The 15353-nt window shown below is 59.7% G+C and carries 14 protein-coding genes; 11 read left to right on the top strand and 3 right to left on the bottom strand.

The features are described 5' to 3' along the window. Positions 1 to 16 precede the first annotated feature (16 nt). The 5 genes from rfbB to AC2YI2_RS14015 all read left to right on the top strand — a co-directional run bounded on the left by rfbB (position 17) and on the right by AC2YI2_RS14015 (position 6625). On the top strand, positions 17 to 1075 hold the full coding sequence (gene rfbB, locus AC2YI2_RS14035; protein ID WP_487387094.1) for a dTDP-glucose 4,6-dehydratase: 1059 nt from the start codon (positions 17 to 19) through the stop codon (positions 1073 to 1075). Continuing rightward, on the top strand, positions 1072 to 2004 hold the full coding sequence (gene rfbD / locus AC2YI2_RS14030) for a dTDP-4-dehydrorhamnose reductase (RefSeq protein ID WP_487387093.1): 933 nt from the start codon (positions 1072 to 1074) through the stop codon (positions 2002 to 2004). The genes rfbB and rfbD overlap by 4 nt, the downstream gene beginning before the upstream one ends. Continuing rightward, positions 2001 to 2900 (top strand): glucose-1-phosphate thymidylyltransferase RfbA, encoded by a 900-nt coding sequence (rfbA, locus tag AC2YI2_RS14025; protein ID WP_487387092.1) that lies wholly within the window; start codon positions 2001 to 2003, stop codon positions 2898 to 2900. Before rfbD ends, rfbA begins: the two co-directional genes overlap by 4 nt. A gap of 954 nt (positions 2901 to 3854) precedes the next feature. Then, positions 3855 to 5078 (top strand): flagellar hook-basal body complex protein, encoded by a 1224-nt coding sequence (locus tag AC2YI2_RS14020; RefSeq protein ID WP_487387091.1) that lies wholly within the window; start codon positions 3855 to 3857, stop codon positions 5076 to 5078. 956 nt (positions 5079 to 6034) lie between these two features. Continuing rightward, complete coding sequence (locus AC2YI2_RS14015; protein ID WP_487387090.1) at positions 6035 to 6625, top strand: calcium-binding protein; 591 nt, start codon at positions 6035 to 6037, stop codon at positions 6623 to 6625. 617 nt (positions 6626 to 7242) lie between these two features. Here the strand turns inward: AC2YI2_RS14015 and AC2YI2_RS14010 are convergent. From AC2YI2_RS14010 to AC2YI2_RS14000, 3 genes are all read right to left on the bottom strand, one after another. After that, on the bottom strand, positions 7243 to 7491 hold the full coding sequence (locus tag AC2YI2_RS14010) for a hypothetical protein (RefSeq protein WP_487387089.1): 249 nt from the start codon (positions 7489 to 7491) through the stop codon (positions 7243 to 7245). A 96-nt stretch (positions 7492 to 7587) separates the two neighbouring features. Further along, positions 7588 to 7929, bottom strand: a complete 342-nt coding sequence (locus tag AC2YI2_RS14005; RefSeq protein WP_487387250.1) for a hypothetical protein — start codon at positions 7927 to 7929, stop codon at positions 7588 to 7590. 723 nt (positions 7930 to 8652) lie between these two features. Further along, entirely contained in the window at positions 8653 to 9435 is a 783-nt protein-coding gene (locus AC2YI2_RS14000) for a hypothetical protein (protein ID WP_487387088.1), read from the bottom strand. Between the two features lie 620 nt (positions 9436 to 10055). On the opposite strand from AC2YI2_RS14000, the gene AC2YI2_RS13995 reads away from it, so the two are divergent. The 6 genes from AC2YI2_RS13995 (at position 10056) to AC2YI2_RS13970 (ending at position 15331) form a co-directional block, all read left to right on the top strand. After that, positions 10056 to 10232, top strand: coding sequence for a hypothetical protein (locus tag AC2YI2_RS13995; protein WP_487387087.1), 177 nt, complete (start codon positions 10056 to 10058; stop codon positions 10230 to 10232). 154 nt (positions 10233 to 10386) lie between these two features. Next, the gene (locus tag AC2YI2_RS13990) at positions 10387 to 11166 is read left to right on the top strand and encodes a glucose 1-dehydrogenase (protein WP_487387086.1); all 780 of its coding nucleotides are present in this window, start codon (positions 10387 to 10389) and stop codon (positions 11164 to 11166) included. 22 nt (positions 11167 to 11188) lie between these two features. After that, positions 11189 to 12256, top strand: a complete 1068-nt coding sequence (locus tag AC2YI2_RS13985; RefSeq protein WP_487387085.1) for a 2,3-butanediol dehydrogenase — start codon at positions 11189 to 11191, stop codon at positions 12254 to 12256. A gap of 7 nt (positions 12257 to 12263) precedes the next feature. Then, entirely contained in the window at positions 12264 to 13283 is a 1020-nt protein-coding gene (locus tag AC2YI2_RS13980; RefSeq protein ID WP_487387084.1) for a Gfo/Idh/MocA family protein, read from the top strand. A 3-nt stretch (positions 13284 to 13286) separates the two neighbouring features. Further along, the gene (locus tag AC2YI2_RS13975) at positions 13287 to 14273 is read left to right on the top strand and encodes a zinc-dependent alcohol dehydrogenase (RefSeq protein WP_487387083.1); all 987 of its coding nucleotides are present in this window, start codon (positions 13287 to 13289) and stop codon (positions 14271 to 14273) included. Beyond that, entirely contained in the window at positions 14273 to 15331 is a 1059-nt protein-coding gene (locus AC2YI2_RS13970; protein WP_487387082.1) for an SDR family oxidoreductase, read from the top strand. The genes AC2YI2_RS13975 and AC2YI2_RS13970 overlap by 1 nt, the downstream gene beginning before the upstream one ends. Positions 15332 to 15353: the final 22 nt, after the last annotated feature.

Below are 15353 nucleotides of genomic sequence, written 5' to 3'. Positions count from 1 at the left end.
ATATTGAGAGTCAAAAATGCGCATTCTTGTTACCGGCGGCGCCGGCTTCATCGGCTCGGCGCTTGTCCGCCATCTCGTGCGCGATGTCGGCGCCGAGGTGCTCAATGTCGACAAGTTGACCTATGCCGGCAATCTCGCCTCGCTCAAGGTCATCGAGAATGCGGCAAACTATCAATTTCTCAAGGTCGACATCTGCGATGGGCGGGCTATGGCGGAAGCCTTCGAGAGCTTCCGTCCCGACCAGGTGATACATCTTGCCGCCGAGAGCCATGTCGACCGCTCGATCACTGGGGCCGCGGCCTTCATCGAGACCAACGTGACGGGGACTTTCAAGCTTCTCGAGGCCGCCCGGCGCTATTGGGACGGCCTGGCCGGCGAGGCCAGGGATGGCTTCCGATTCCTGCATGTCTCGACCGACGAGGTCTATGGCTCGCTCGGCGACGAAGGGCTGTTTCGTGAAGAAACGCCCTATGATCCATCCTCCCCCTATTCCGCCTCGAAGGCGGCGAGTGATCATCTCGCAATCGCCTGGCACCGCACCTATGGCCTGCCGGTCGTTGTGTCGAACTGCTCCAACAATTACGGGCCCTACCATTTTCCGGAAAAGCTCATCCCGCTCGTCATCCTCAATGCGCTCGAAGGCAGGCCGCTGCCGGTCTACGGCAGGGGCGCCAATGTCCGCGACTGGCTCTATGTCGACGACCATGCCCGCGCGCTCCATCTCATCGCATCCAGGGGTCGGCTGGGCGAGAAGTACAATGTTGGCGGCCGCAACGAGCGGCGCAACATCGATGTCGTCACGCGCATCTGCGCGATCATGGACAAGCTGCGGCCGACGGACAAGCCCCACGCGCAACTCATAAGGTATGTGACTGACCGTCCCGGCCATGACGCGCGCTATGCGATCGATGCAACCCGGCTCGAGACCGAGCTCGGCTGGAAGGCGCAAGAGAATTTCGAGAGCGGCATCGAAAAGACCGTGGCATGGTATCTCGACAATGACTGGTGGTGGCGGCCGCTGCGCGAGACAGTCTATTCCGGCGAGCGCCTCGGCATGCTGGAGAAGCAGAGATGAGCCGGCTTCGGATAGCCCTGACCGGCAAGGAAGGTCAGGTCGCCCGCGCGATGGTGGCGCTCGGCCCGTCCTTGGGCGTCGAGATCGTCGCTCTCGGCCGGCCAGCGCTCGATCTTGCGGATCCGCGATCCGTTCTCCCGCCGCTCGCCGCCGCGCGGCCGGACGCGATCGTCTCCGCTGCCGCCTACACCGCCGTCGACAAGGCCGAGTCGGAGAAGGATCTCGCCTTCGCCGTCAATGGTATGGGTGCCGGCGCCGTGGCGGAAGCAGCGCATAGGCTCCGCGTGCCCGTGCTGCATCTTTCGACGGATTACGTTTTCGGCGGCACTAAACCAGACGCCTATGTCGAAAACGATCCGACCGGGCCGGCCTCCGTTTACGGCGCCTCCAAGCTCGAAGGCGAGAAGCGTGTCGCGGCGACCACCGACAATCACGCGATCTTCCGGACAGCCTGGATCTATTCGCCCTATGGATCGAATTTCGCCAAAACGATGCTGCGGCTAGGCGAAACGCGCGAGGTGCTTTCGGTTGTCGCCGACCAGCGTGGTTGCCCGACATCGGCCTGGGACATTGCCAATGCGATGATTCTTGCCGCGCAACGCATGGTGGAGGACAGCGATGCTCGTTATCGCGGCGTCTTCCATCTCACGGGGTCGGGGGAAGCGAGTTGGGCGGATTTTGCTCGCGCCATCTTCCGGGCCGCCGAAGCCCATGGCCGCAGGCCGGTCGAGGTGATCCCGATCAGCTCGGACCAATATCCGTCACCGGTCAGGCGGCCGGAAAATTCGAGACTTTCGGGCAAAAAGCTGAAACAGATCTACGGCATCGCATTGCCGGACTGGCGCGAGTCGACAAAAGAGGTGGTCGACGCGCTGCTCGGGCCCAAATCTGACGAGGAGGCGCGGCGCATGAATGGAGGAGGGCAATGAAGGGCATCATCCTCGCGGGCGGCAGCGGCACAAGGCTGCATCCGATGACGCTTGCGATCAGCAAGCAGCTCCTGCCGGTCTATGACAAGCCAATGATCTATTACCCGTTGACCACGCTGATGCTGGCCGGGATCCGGGAGATCCTCATCATCTCGACGCCGCATGACATGCCGCTGTTCCAGACGCTCTTGGGCGACGGCTCGCAATGGGGGCTCGCGCTCTCCTATGCGGTGCAGCCGGTGCCCAATGGGCTGGCGCAAGCGTTTGTCATCGGCGCCGACTTCATCGGCAATTCCCCCTCCTGCCTGATCCTCGGCGACAACATCTTCTTCGGCCATGGCCTGCCGGACCTGCTGACGGAGGCACGGGCAAATATCGACGGGGGAACCGTCTTCGCCTATCACGTTGTCGATCCCGAGCGCTACGGCGTCGTGGAATTCGACGACAGGATGCGCGCCGTCTCGATCGAGGAGAAGCCCAAGGCGCCCAAATCCAACTGGGCCGTCGCCGGCCTCTATTTCTACGATTCCGCCGTGATCGACATTGCCGCGAACCTGAAACCCTCGGCGCGCGGCGAATATGAAATCACCGATGTAAACCGCGCCTATCTCGAGCAGGACAAGCTCAAAGTGTCAATAATGGGCCGCGGCTATGCCTGGCTCGATACCGGTACGCCTGACAGTCTGCTTGAAGCCGCCGAATTCGTCCGCACGCTTGAGAAGCGCCAGGGCTTCAAGATTGCTTGCCCGGAAGAGGTTGCACTGCTGCAGGGGTATATTTCCCCGGATGAGTTTGAGAAACAGGCTGCGGGGTATCGAAAGAGCGACTACGGGAGGTATCTTGATGGTTTCGGGAGAACTAATCGTCATTTGCAGGGCAGTCGCGAAGTCAAATAGCGCTTTCCTCCCGGAGCCTTCAAGAGCAATGTCTTCACCTCATTCACGCTACTAAGGACCTTCTGCGATGTGGAGGACGACAAACCGTTCGCCAGCTCAGCGGATCGGTGCGCCCCCCTCAGCCACAACCGTGGTTGCGTAGCGTACCCGCCCTTCATTACCAGCGAGAGCCCAGCGCGGCCAATTTCTCAGCGTAGCCGGCGGGCGCTGGCGGCCAATCCCCAGGCGCAGTCATGCATGCGATTGCGCGCAACACCTTAGTCGGACGGAGTCGAGGTTGGCACCGTTGTCGGCCGAGGCGGAACACAGATGATCGCGAACACCCCCGCTCAAAGGGAATCGGTGATCTTTCTGCTTGTTCGTCTTTTGGTAATCGGAGTCCCGTCTCCACGTCGTCTCATCTGTTGTGATCTATGATTTGTTCCTGTGGCTGCGGAACGATAGGACGATGACCGACCTGACGAGCAGGCTCACCACGATCGTCTTTCCCGGGAGTGGGAAGGAGAAGGTAGTTGATGGCAAGAAAATGGGGCCGAACAGCTATCGACAGCAACACCGGTTTGGGGCAAGGTTCCAACGACTGGCCATTTGTCCGGGATCCGACTGAAGGCTTAGCTGCACGTCAAGTGGCCCGTGCCATCCTCTCCTGCGGTGGACCGACGTCCACCACTCCACGGGCCGCCGGACCGGGCCAAAACGGTTCGACCGGTTCTTTCGACTGGTTTAGCAGCAGCCTGCAAACAGGAAACGAGGCTCCTGGCCCTCGATCTGATGCGGCACCTGCTAGTTACGACGAGCGACTCATCCGGGCAGGGGGAATATTTAGGTCTTGTCGGAATTCGTGCGCCTGGCCGTGCCCGCGGGCTTCACGGCTGCGCTGATCGATCGTGCCAAGGTCCACGCAAGTAGCTGGGTGTAAGTTGCTTCAGGGAATTCTGGGCGAGAGGATACGTCATGGCTTTCTTCGACACGGTAGCGGCGGGCACGTCCCCCTTGAAGGTGGATTTCAGCCGCGCCGACGCAGCAGCCAATGGTTTCACAAGCGCTGCTTCATCCAGCGATGCAGAAGCGTCGATGAAATTTGCATCGCTGTTATTGGCAGAGCCGTCGACGGTCCCTGCCACAACGCTGCAGGCAACTGAGGAAATCGGCATCAGTGCCGTTAACACTGTTCAAAACTCTGTCCTCCTTCCCCCCAACGTCGCGGTAGAGGGAGAGGGCTATTTGGTTGTCTCAGATCCGGCCGGAACGACTTATTTGACGAGAGAGGGCTCATTCTCCGTCCATGAGAATGGCAATATATCAGATGCTGACGGCAATACGCTTCTTGGTTATCCCCACGACTCTAGTGCCGCGCATGTCGCGACTGATTATTCACAGCTGGAGCCGGTTAATCTCCCGACCCACTTTCCTGGTGATGGATCGTCCTACAGTACTTTTTCGGGCAACCTCGACGCTTCCGCTGATGTAGTCGATGCTGCCGCCTTGCCGAGCGCAACATCTGGCGTTAACACAAGGTTCACCAATATGACATTCGTGGACGCCTACGACACACAGGGCAAACCGGTGCGTTACGATGTCTATTTCTCCAAAACAGGGGTAAACAGCTGGCAGGTTTCGATTTTCGACGCCGCTGGGCGTAATTCGACGACCAACGCATTTCCATATGCACCCGGCTCACTCGTGACTTCGCCTATTGATGTAGAGTTCGACGCCTTCGGCAAGCCAATTGGCTTGCCCTCGGATCTTACGCTTCCAGGCAGTGAGGACGGTGGTTCGGTTCCGAATATGAGGAAACTGGAACTGTATCTCTCGCAATTGACCCAAGTTGCAGGGGAGTTTTCGGTGCGCACTGTCACAAACGGTAGTCAGCCATGCAGCCTCGAACAGGTTCAGATCTCCGAGGACGGGACGGTGTATGCGCAATATACCGGCCGCGAACTCTATCCCCGATATCATCTTGCAATGGCGACGGTTGGGAGCCCCACTGAGTTGGAAGTCATCTCTGACAATTTGTATTTGCCAAACGACGCGTCTGGGCTCCCGGCATTCAGCACGGCAGAATCCGGAGGCAAGGGTTCAATTGTATCTGGCACAATCGACGTGTCGCAGGTGCAGGTTGGTCCAAGCGGGCCGAAGTCCAATTTGATCGGCGCACTCGCCTATTTGGGTCTCTAATCAATTTCCTGCATCCGACCTGCTCCGCAAAGCACGCTTCTCGCCGGATGCTTTCATCGCCAGGGTCAATATGTTGGTTTCTGTGCCTCAGGTCGCGATCTCTGATAGCGCGGACGGCGGGGCGCGGAAATTTGAAACTTCCTGCCTATCGATCATGCGGCCCCATCCAAGAGCATGGGCGTTCCAGCGTTCGATCCAGCGAACCGGAAGCACACCACGGCTCTAGGCGCGGCTGTGAAGAACGCGGTTTCGGCCACGCATACGGACTGATCATGAAAAAAGGGCCGTCCGCCCATGGAGTGGCAGCCGGCCCTCGCTGCAGCCAGGCGGCCAATCGGCTTTCTGGTGCCCCGCCGAACGCAATTGAGATCTTATTTGTTTCAGCCAAAAGTCTAGCCATTGTTGAGATTGGCGAGACTTGTTCAACAAATGAGAAACCCCGCCCGCGGTAATGCGCGGACGGGGCTCTGCGTCGCTCCATGTCGACGCGACCAGCGCTGGAGAGCGCCGATCACCGCGACACGCCAAACACATCGCGGGCGCGTCGCGGTGAATCTGTTTAACAGATCATGCGTAAAGGTGAGGTGAATGAAGTGTTCCTGTGCACGCAAATCTACTCGGAGGACTTAAGAGGCTTTGCGCGTAGCGTACTAAAGGAACTGGGCATTGTCATGGAGTCGGCGCCCAGCCCGCAGCAACGGTCGCACCTGCTGCGATACTAAAGTGAGCGTCTCGCATACCTAATATAATGCCAAGTCTAGAACTTGAAACCCCGCCCGCATCAATGTGCGAACGGGGCTCTGCGTCGCTGCAAGCCGGCACAGTCGGCGAGATCATTGAAATGCTCTTGAGCCACGCTCTGTTAAGATCTCAAATACATAGATCAAAACTTCCCAGTAGACATGGTTACTGCAAAATGCATTTTTTTTAATGTTAAGCACGCTCAGGGGAGTGATATGGTGAGAATTAAGGGAACGTCCGCCGATGACTTTTTACAAGGAACGCGGCGCAATGACGTGATCGTTGGTCTAGCAGGCAGGGACGAGATTTATGCCGGTGCCGGAAACGATAGAATTTGGGGAGGAGACAACTACGACATCGTCTATGGCGAAGCGGGAGATGACTTCATTGACGGCGGATTCGACACTGTTGGCTCCGAGTTGTCCGGCGGCACAGGCAACGATATCGTGCGAGGCACCAACGGCAAGGACTATCTTTTCGGGGACTCAGGCCGTGATGAACTAATCGGGTTCAGCGGCGACGATCTGATAACAGGCGGTCGGGGAAATGACATTTTGTGGGGATCGCCGGGCAGTGACACATTCTTCTTTTCGTCAAGGGATGGACGCGATGTAGTCAAGCAGTTTGAGCGCAACGACGTTATCGACTTAACTGGCGTGGATCAAATAGACAGCTATCAAGACTTGCTCCAGGATCACATTGAAGCGGTGAATGGCAACCTTGTCATCAGTGTCGACTCGGTGTCTACGATCACCCTTGAGGGTGCGGATCTTACCGACATCAGCATCGGCACTTTCACCTTTTAGCTCTCAGTGCTCGATGACAAACAATAATTATTTATTGGGACACTAATACTCCAAGGCTCCTTCTGGAGCCTTCTTCTTGAGGTTGTCATGCCCACACCGATCAAAACTATCCGGCCAAAAAGTAAGTCGCGCGCCCCGTGACAGGGCTGACGGGGAAGCCGGGGTAAGCTTCAGGCATGCGGCCCGCGCGCTTGATAGGGCAACGAGCGGTTGGACGGAAGGTTCAAAAGCCGATCGGAGCGCGGTTTGATGCGGGATCTGCTTTTTCCGGCACCGGAAGAAGCCGACCGACAACGCGCAGCCGGCCGACTTGTTTTTCGAACGGTGGAGATTGGGAGTATCCTGCCGCCGCCAGGTGTTGAGTGCATCGATCGTCCAGACCTTGGTGAACCCATCAACCGTGGAGCTCGATCGCCGCTGATATCGATTCTGACCAAACTTGGTTAATCGGCGGTGAAGGCCGCCGTTACACCAAGCTTACGCCATACTAGAATTTTCGATGAGCGGGCGAATGTGCCGGTCGCCAGTTTGGGGCAGGCGACCGGCTTGCAGTCAGGATTCATGGCAAAATGAGACACTAGTTGCGACGCGCACAATAGTTACGAAGTGCCGTTCTCTCAAGTGTTGATCCGAGAGGAACCAGAATGACGTTCGAGGACCTGCTTGCCGTCGCCGGTGTCATCGTCCTGCCGGTTAATCAGCGTTGCGGACCCGGCAAAACACATGCCGTCGGCGTCCTGAAATCCATCTATCGCCAGGGCGGCGCCGAGCATCTCGCGCGGGTCTTCGCATGCATCGCCGCAGCGGGAGAGCTCGAGCTCTGGAGCGAGACCATCGAAAGACCCCGCGTTGAATGCAAGGTTCATGCGGGCTCATTCGGCACGGGCGCTTGCAATCCAAAAGCGCAAGCAGCCGAGGCGCTGGTGCGTCAGGAGGGTGATAGGAAGGACGGTATCACTTTCCTAGCAGGCTGTTGAAGAACTCTCTCGTTTCGCCCTGAGGATGGCTTCATCGCCATTGTGAAAGGCAAATGTGATCTCGATTGAGCCGTCGTCGAGCAATTCAGCGTGACCGTCGCCGGCGACTTCATCCATTTCGTCGAATCCGGCCCATGTGAAGAATACCATCGACGGGCTGTAACCGAGATCGAGGCTGGCTTGTAGGACACCGAAGGTGATTTCACCGTGATTGCCGGCTCCGATGGTGATCGTTGCGGGCGCGACCAGATCGAGATAGTCCCGATCCCACAGGTCCGCCTCGATGATCTGCCAGCGGCCGATCAAGTGGCAGCGCTCGGATACCATCATGACGACACGGTCAAGAGCTTCGGCAACCGCACCAGATTGTAGGCGCTCGCCGCCAGGGTGAAGGCCCATCCGACCCGGCAAGTGCTTTGGCGTCGCTGAGCATGAGCAAACCCAGTGTAGCGGTCACGGCGCCATTCTCGTCCGTGCCCTTAAGCTCAATAGAAGGCCTTTTCCTCGATCATGGCTCGCTCTCCCCGGTTGGAAGCAACAACAACAACCGAAAAACCAAGTAGCCATTTTCATCACATACGATTGTGCGCTGCGGTTCGAATTACCCGTGGGTCAGTGGGTCGGTTGGAAGGACCCAAAGGGTAGAGTTGGCAACCTCATCACAGGCGATCACCTCGTCTGAAGCCGGCCGGACCCATGCCACCGGCCCATCCGCGAAATCCATTCGCGGTGGCGTATCAATATCACTTTCGTTTGGATGAAAGCGCTCCGATCCTTAACATCGAGAAGGGTCTCGATCGCTGCCCGCTTGATTGCCCGCTGCACCGTCCTACTCCCAACGCCGGCTTCATGGCTGATCTCATCGATGGACAGTGGGTAGGCCTGACGAGACCAGAACTCATAGGCGATCACTGACAAAACCGTACGTTCGCCTTCAGACAACTTGGCGGCTATCGACGTCGGCAAGTAGCCCGAACTGCCCACGTCCTCCGCTCGCGAGTTCGGTAGTGGTCCAATGCTCGACCACAGCAGGGGTTGAGATGGCTTTCATCACGCCGCGATCTCCCCTCCATCCTGCATCCTCGGGGCGGGCACCTGCTCCCTCTGCTCCGCCGCATATGGTGGCCACTTGTCTCTGCCAAGCCCGACCGCTGCCATCATTTCAAGTGTCTTTTTAGCCAATTCCTTCCGTTCGCTCTTCTCTCTTGTTTTCTGGGGTCTCTGATCGGTAGGCACGGCCGTGCCCCCTTTGCTCGCTGGCTCGGCACGCCCCTGGTAGGAAATCCAGCTAAGCCATTCCTTAGAGATGATGGTGATCACGTTCGGCTCGTTATAGCCGTGCTCGTCAAGCCGCTCTTCAACTTTGATGAGATTATGCCGCTTCGCCAAACGTACGAACCGCTTGACCACAGTGGTACTGCGAAGGCCTGCGGCCTTCGCGATTGTCGAATACTTCAAAGTGCATTTGCCTTTTCGCCGGACCTCCTGTCGAATGATGCCAGCGACAGCATTCTCGCCAGGCGTGAACATCGATCGCAGAGTGTTAGGCAAGGCGCCACCGGTCGACCAAATACGGCGCTTCCTCTCGTGGTCATCAGCGGGATGCGCAATCGACCATGTGGCCGCTCGCCGCCGCATTGCGCCAACATGGCCACGCGCTCTGAAGAACTCACGGCGGCGCTCGATCGCCTCATTCAGGCGATTGGCCGCTTCGTCGGGCAGAATACCATTCGCGTGGCCGCCCCATATGACGCAAGATAGATGATGCAGGCGCTTCGCAGGAGCCGAGTAGATCGCTACAAGCAGCTGATCGTATTCGCCCCCGTCTTGCATTGTCGACGCATGGCATATGGGCATCACATCGCCCTCGCATTGCGAAGGGCTCGACCGAGCCTCAATGCGTTGATTGCCTCAAGGTTTGTGAGATCAAACTTGAGGCGGACGGCCGGCACTGGCGGTCCGATGATGCTGTCGCGGTGGCGCGCAAGCCACTCGATGGCGGCCTCCAGCCTGGGAGAATTGGCGCCCAAACTATGCCCAAGCAATGACCCTGAAACAGCCGAATTCGAGGAGACAGCCCACTGATCCGTGTCGAGAGTATCAGTATGTTGCGGCCTGCTACTCGTGTTCACACCGAAGGGGTCACAGGTTCGATCCCTGTCACGCCCACCATCTCGAACTCCTGAAATTGCTTCGTTTTTCAGGTTTCATTTTTCGTCCTTTCATCTTCGATCATGTTGCCCGAGATTCACCCACGGAACCGCCTCTTGCGGCCGGCATGTGCTCGGGTGAATGGTGCCCTAAGTGTCCCGGATCACTTTTTCGGATGCATCGTCGAAGCAGGCGACCTCCCAGAGTGGGAACCGATCTTTGCAGCATCCAGGCAATACAAGTCTGCGCTTTCGCGATGCTGCAGATGGAGGGCGCGCCAGGAACACCGTTCGCGATTCTCTATGACCTTCGGCACCTCAGCGCATACAAATGTGTTTGGACCTTCCAACCACAAGGTGAAGATGATTGATCGCGCGCCGACAACGCTGAATATGTCCGAACTTGTTCGTTTAGACATCTTTGCAGATGATCCACCGCATGCGATCGGAGAAGAGATCCTACCGGCATTCTCAATTTGAGAAAATTTTAGAAGGTCAGAGGAGGCCTTTTGGCTACGATCAAAATGCGGACTTGAGAGGAGCCTGTTCGCTGAGCCCTTGTTACAGCGTCGGAAAGTTTCTCTGACATAACAGTAGCTTATTGTCTCATCCGTTATCGGTCAGGGAGGACGCGGTGTCGGGAACGGTTAGTGGCAAGTCGATCATCGTCACAGGTGCGGGTCGTGGGATCGGCGCCGCCATCGCCCGCGATCTGGCAGCAAATGGCGCCGTGGTTTGCGTGGCGGACCTCAATCTGGATGCCGCAAAGACCGTAGCCGCCGATATCGGAAAATCAGCCATAGCCGCCGAGGTCAACGTCGCCGACCGGGCGAGTACCAGGGCGCTGATCGCAGAAGCTGTGAAGGCCTTCGGCAAGCTGGACGTGATGTTCAACAATGCCGGCATTAGCCAGACCTGCCCCTTCATGGAAGTCACTGAGGACGACTGGCGCCGCATCATGGACGTGAATGGGCTTGGGGTGTTGATCGGGACCCAGGAGGCAGCCCGGCAGATGAAGGCTCAAGGCACTGGCGGTAAGATCGTCAACACAGCTTCGATCGCCGGCAAGCAGGGCTATCCGCTCTTCGCCCATTACTGCGCCTCGAAATTCTCCGTCGTGGCCGTGACCCAGGCCGCCGCGCGCGCACTTGCCGCAGACAATATCACCGTCAATTGCTTCGCGCCGGGAGTGGTTCGCACCGAACTCTGGCAGCAGCTCGACCGCGAGTTTATGGCGCATGGCATCACCGAGAAGCCGGAGCAATCAATCAACGAATTCAGCCAGTCGATCCTCATCGGCCATGCCGCGCGGCCCGACGAGATCACTGGCGTGACGACCTTTCTTGCCTCGACGGGCTCCGACTACGTGACCGGACAGACCTACATGGTCGATGGCGGGATGGTACTGACATGACTTTTTCCCAGGAGTGCGCCCGATGAAAGCCGTGAGATTTCACGCCGCCAAGGATATTCGCGTAGAAGATGTCCCCGCCCCTTCGGCCAGGCTTGGCGCCAATGACGTGCTGATCAAGCCGATCGTGACCGGCATCTGCGGTACGGATCTGCACGAATATATCGCTGGCCCCATCGTGACACCGCAGACGCCGCATGTCTATTCGGGCGCGACCAATCCACAGATCCTCGGCCACGAGTTCAGTGCCGTCGTCGCCGACAAAGGCTCGGCCGTGTCAAACGTCAAGGTCGGCGACCGCGTCTCGATCCAGCCGCTGATCTCGCCGCGCGATGATTATTACGGTCGTCGCGGCCTCTATCACCTCAGCGAGAAGATGGCCTGCGTCGGTCTGAGCTGGGCATGGGGCGGCATGGCGGAGACCGCTGTCGTCAATGATTACAATGTCGCAGTCGTGCCGAAGGGTGTGAGCGATGTGCAGGCCGCGATGATCGAGCCGGCGGCGGTCGCGGTCTATGCCTCCGACCGCGGTGGCGTGACCTCGGGTTCGACGGTGCTGATTTCGGGCCTGGGGCCGATCGGTGCTCTGACGCTGCTTGCAGTCCGGGCCGCCGGTGCGGCTGTCATCTTCGTCAGCGAACCCAATGAATATCGCAGAAACCTCGCCAAGCAGCTCGTGCCCGACGCCATCTGCCTCGATCCGACCAAGGACGATGTGGTCACCTTTATCAAGGACCACACGGAAGAAGGTGTCGGCGTCGATGTCGCCATCGAATGCGTCGGCCTCGAGGCTAGCCTTAACAGCTGCGCCGCCTCCGTTCGTCGCCAGGGCAAGGTCGTTCAGACCGGCCTCCACATGAAGCCAGCCTCGGTCGATCCGATGCTGTGGGCGCTCAAGGACATCACCGTCGAGGCGACCTGGTGCTACCCGGTGCAGTGCTGGCCGCGCGTCATCCGAATGGTCGAGGCGGGGCTTCTTCCGGTGGACAAGATCTGCACCGCTGAAATTCTGGCGGACGATGTCGTCGAAAAGGGCTTCGACGCCCTGCTCGATAAGTCCGTCAATCACATGAAAATCCTGGTGAGAATTTGAGGCCGGAATGACAGAGAAGAACAAACCCGTCAAAATCGCGATGATCGGCCTCGGCTGGTGGGGTCGAAAGATGACGGCCGTGCTGCAGAAGGCGTCGGGCAACATCGAGATCGTCTGCGCCGCCGAGCCCAATGCCGCCGGTGCCGCCTTCGCCGCCGAGAATGGCCTGACCTGCTATCCCAGCGACGGGGAAGCTCTGGCCCATCCCGGCGTCGAGGCGGTCGTTCTCGCGACCCCGCATTCGCTGCATGCCGAGCAGATCGAACGCGCGGTCGCCGCCGGCAAGCATGTCTTCTGCGAAAAGCCGCTCGCCCACACCCGCAAGGGCGCCGAAGCCGCGGTCAATGCCTGCAAGGCCAAGGGCCTCGTGCTCGGGATGGGCCATGAGCGGCGCTGGGAGCCGCCGGTGGCGGAGATGCTCGAAGCTGCGCGCTCCGGCAAGCTCGGCCGCCTTCTGCAGGTCGAGGCCAATTTCAGCCATGACAAGTTCCTGTCGCTCAATGCCGACAACTGGCGGCTCAACGCATCAGAAGCGCCCGTCGCCGGCATGACCGCGACCGGCATCCACCTTACCGATCTCTCCGCCGCCCTGTTCGGCGCGCCGCGCGACGTTCGCGTCGCCTGCGAAAATCTCGGCTCGGAATTCCCGCAGGGTGACACGATGAGCGCCCATATCCGCTTCAGGAACGGCGGCACGGCCTATATTTCGGCAACGCTGGTGACACCTTTCGTCTCGCGCTTCGCGGTCTATGGCACCAAGGGCTGGATCGACATCCGCGACAAGGCGCATGTGGAATCGCCAGACGGCTGGGTCGTGACCTCGGCGGAAACCGGCTCGCCGATCACGGTCCGCGAAGTGCCCCCGGCGGAACCCGTCCGCGACAATCTCGTAGCCTTCGCCCGTGCCGTCAGAGGCGAGGCGCCTTATCCGATCACAGGCGACGAACTCGTTAACAATATCGCGATCCTTGAAGCCATTATCGCCTCGGCGGCCCAGGATGGCGCGGTCGTAAACATCCAGGAGTAGGACATGAAGGCGCTCGTATTCGAAAACCCCGACCAGCCCATCGTCATCGATGCTCCGATGCCCACGATCGATGACACCGAGGTCATGGTGCGCACTCGCACCGTCGGAATCTGCCATTCGGACTATGAGCTGCTGGCCGGCCGCTACATCATCCCGATCTCCTATCCGGTGACTCCAGGCCATGAATGGTGCGGCGAAATCGTCGAGGTCGGCAAGGCGGTCAAGAACTTCCGCGTCGGCGACCGCGTCGTCGGCGAATGCGTGGTCCGCACGCCAGAGCGGCTGCATCACTTCGGCTTCTCGATGAATGGCGCCGACCGCGAATTCTTCAACGTCAATCCCGATTGGCTGCACAAGCTGCCCGACGGCGTGGATGACAACAGAGGGTCCCTGATCGAGCCCTTCACCTGCGGCTTCTACGCCGTGCTGCGTTCGGGCGGCACCAACGCCAGCGAGACGGTGGTGGTTTCGGGTGGCGGCACGATCGGTCTGGTCTCAGCCGCGGCCGCCATCGGCATGGGCGCCAATGTCATTGTCGTCGACCCGATCCCGACCCGCCGCGACGTCGCGCTGAAACTCGGCGCCACCGAGGCGCTCGATCCTTCCGTGGCAGCGGAGCGGATCAAGGAAGTCACCCAGGGTCGCGGCGCCAATCTCGTCATCGAGGCTGCCGGGCACAGCGCCTCGCTCGCAGCCGCCTTCGATTATGTCGGCCAGGACGGACGCATGTCGATGGTCGGCATCAATATCGGCCAGAAAATCCCGGCCAATCTCGGCCTGATCCAGATGAAGAACCTCACTGTACGCGGCTGCATCGGCTCGCCCGGCGTCTGGCCTGCCGCGATTCGCTTCCTGGAAAAGACCGGCATCGACCTGTCGCCGATCCAGACCCATCACTTCAATCTCACCGAGGCCGTCGAGGCCTTCCAGCTCGGCCAAAATCCGCAGGCCTGCATCAAGATCACGCTCAACACCGGAGGCCTCAACTGATGGCACGGCACGCACTCATCGCCGGCGTCTCCGGCATTATCGGCCGCCATCTTGCGGAACGGCTGGTGGCCGAAGGCTGGATCGTCACCGGCCTCTCTCGCCACAAGCACGATCTGCCCACGGGCGTCGCCCATATCGCCGTGGACCTGACCGACGCGGTTGCCGTCATGCAGGCGCTCGCAGGCGTCGATCCAACGGATGTCTTCATCACGACCTGGCTGCGCCAGGCAACGGAGGCGGAGAACTGCCGCGTCAATGCGGGCATGGTCCGCAATCTGCTGAGCGCGATGGAAGGCAAGCCCGTCCGGCATGTCGCGCTGGTGACGGGGCTGAAGCATTACATGGGACCGTTCGAGGCCTATGCGAAGGCCAAGCCGATCACGCCGTTCCGCGAGGAGCAGCCGCGGCTGGCCTACCAGAATTTCTATTACGACCAGGAAGACGAGGTCTTTGCCGCCGCCGAGCGCCAGGGCTTCGGCTGGTCGGTCCATCGCCCGCACACGCTGATCGGTTACGCGGTCGGCAACCAGATGAACATGGCCGCGACGCTCGGCGCCTATGCCGCGATCTGTCGTGAGACCGGCCGGCCCTTCGTCTTTCCGGGCTCGCCGCAGCAATATGAGGCGCCGGTCGACATCACCGACGGCCGGATCATCGCCAAACACCTGCTGTGGGCCGCGACCGAGCCGGCTGCCCGCAACCAGGCCTTCAACATCGTCAATGGCGAAGTCTTCCGCTGGAGCTGGCTCTGGTCGAAGCTCGCCGCCCATCTCGGCGTCCTCGCAGCCGCCTATCCCGGCCATGCCCAGCCGCTTGAAGGGCAGATGGCCGGCATGGAGCCGGTCTGGAATGCGATCGTTGCCAAGCATGGGCTTGAGAAGAACCCACTCACCACCGTCGCCTCCTGGTGGCATTCCGACGCCGATCTCGGCCGCGTCATCGAAAACTTCACCGACATGACCAAGAGCCGCGACATGGGCTTCACGGCCTATCAGAACTCCGCACGGTCCTTCACCGACGCCTTCGACCGATTGCGCGCCGCCAAAATACTGCCCTGAACCCTGCCCGGAACCTTGGGAC

The organism is Rhizobium sp. SRI_017, from assembly GCF_057586295.1.
The sequence above is the reverse complement of the archived record's forward strand: the minus strand, read 5'-3'. Positions and strand labels throughout refer to the sequence as shown.

What these genes read in the sequence shown, in the direction of transcription:
- rfbB (WP_487387094.1), top strand. Translation starts at nt 17, where the DNA reads ATGCGCATTCTTGTTACCGGCGGCGCCGGCTTCATCGGCTCGGCGCTT.
- rfbD (WP_487387093.1), top strand. Translation starts at nt 1,072, where the DNA reads ATGAGCCGGCTTCGGATAGCCCTGACCGGCAAGGAAGGTCAGGTCGCC.
- rfbA (WP_487387092.1), top strand. Translation starts at nt 2,001, where the DNA reads ATGAAGGGCATCATCCTCGCGGGCGGCAGCGGCACAAGGCTGCATCCG.
- AC2YI2_RS14020 (WP_487387091.1), top strand. Translation starts at nt 3,855, where the DNA reads ATGGCTTTCTTCGACACGGTAGCGGCGGGCACGTCCCCCTTGAAGGTG.
- AC2YI2_RS14015 (WP_487387090.1), top strand. Translation starts at nt 6,035, where the DNA reads ATGGTGAGAATTAAGGGAACGTCCGCCGATGACTTTTTACAAGGAACG.
- AC2YI2_RS14010 (WP_487387089.1), bottom strand. Translation starts at nt 7,491, where the DNA reads ATGAACCTTGCATTCAACGCGGGGTCTTTCGATGGTCTCGCTCCAGAG.
- AC2YI2_RS14005 (WP_487387250.1), bottom strand. Translation starts at nt 7,929, where the DNA reads ATGGTATCCGAGCGCTGCCACTTGATCGGCCGCTGGCAGATCATCGAG.
- AC2YI2_RS14000 (WP_487387088.1), bottom strand. Translation starts at nt 9,435, where the DNA reads ATGCAAGACGGGGGCGAATACGATCAGCTGCTTGTAGCGATCTACTCG.
- AC2YI2_RS13995 (WP_487387087.1), top strand. Translation starts at nt 10,056, where the DNA reads ATGACCTTCGGCACCTCAGCGCATACAAATGTGTTTGGACCTTCCAAC.
- AC2YI2_RS13985 (WP_487387085.1), top strand. Translation starts at nt 11,189, where the DNA reads ATGAAAGCCGTGAGATTTCACGCCGCCAAGGATATTCGCGTAGAAGAT.
- AC2YI2_RS13980 (WP_487387084.1), top strand. Translation starts at nt 12,264, where the DNA reads ATGACAGAGAAGAACAAACCCGTCAAAATCGCGATGATCGGCCTCGGC.
- AC2YI2_RS13975 (WP_487387083.1), top strand. Translation starts at nt 13,287, where the DNA reads ATGAAGGCGCTCGTATTCGAAAACCCCGACCAGCCCATCGTCATCGAT.
- AC2YI2_RS13970 (WP_487387082.1), top strand. Translation starts at nt 14,273, where the DNA reads ATGGCACGGCACGCACTCATCGCCGGCGTCTCCGGCATTATCGGCCGC.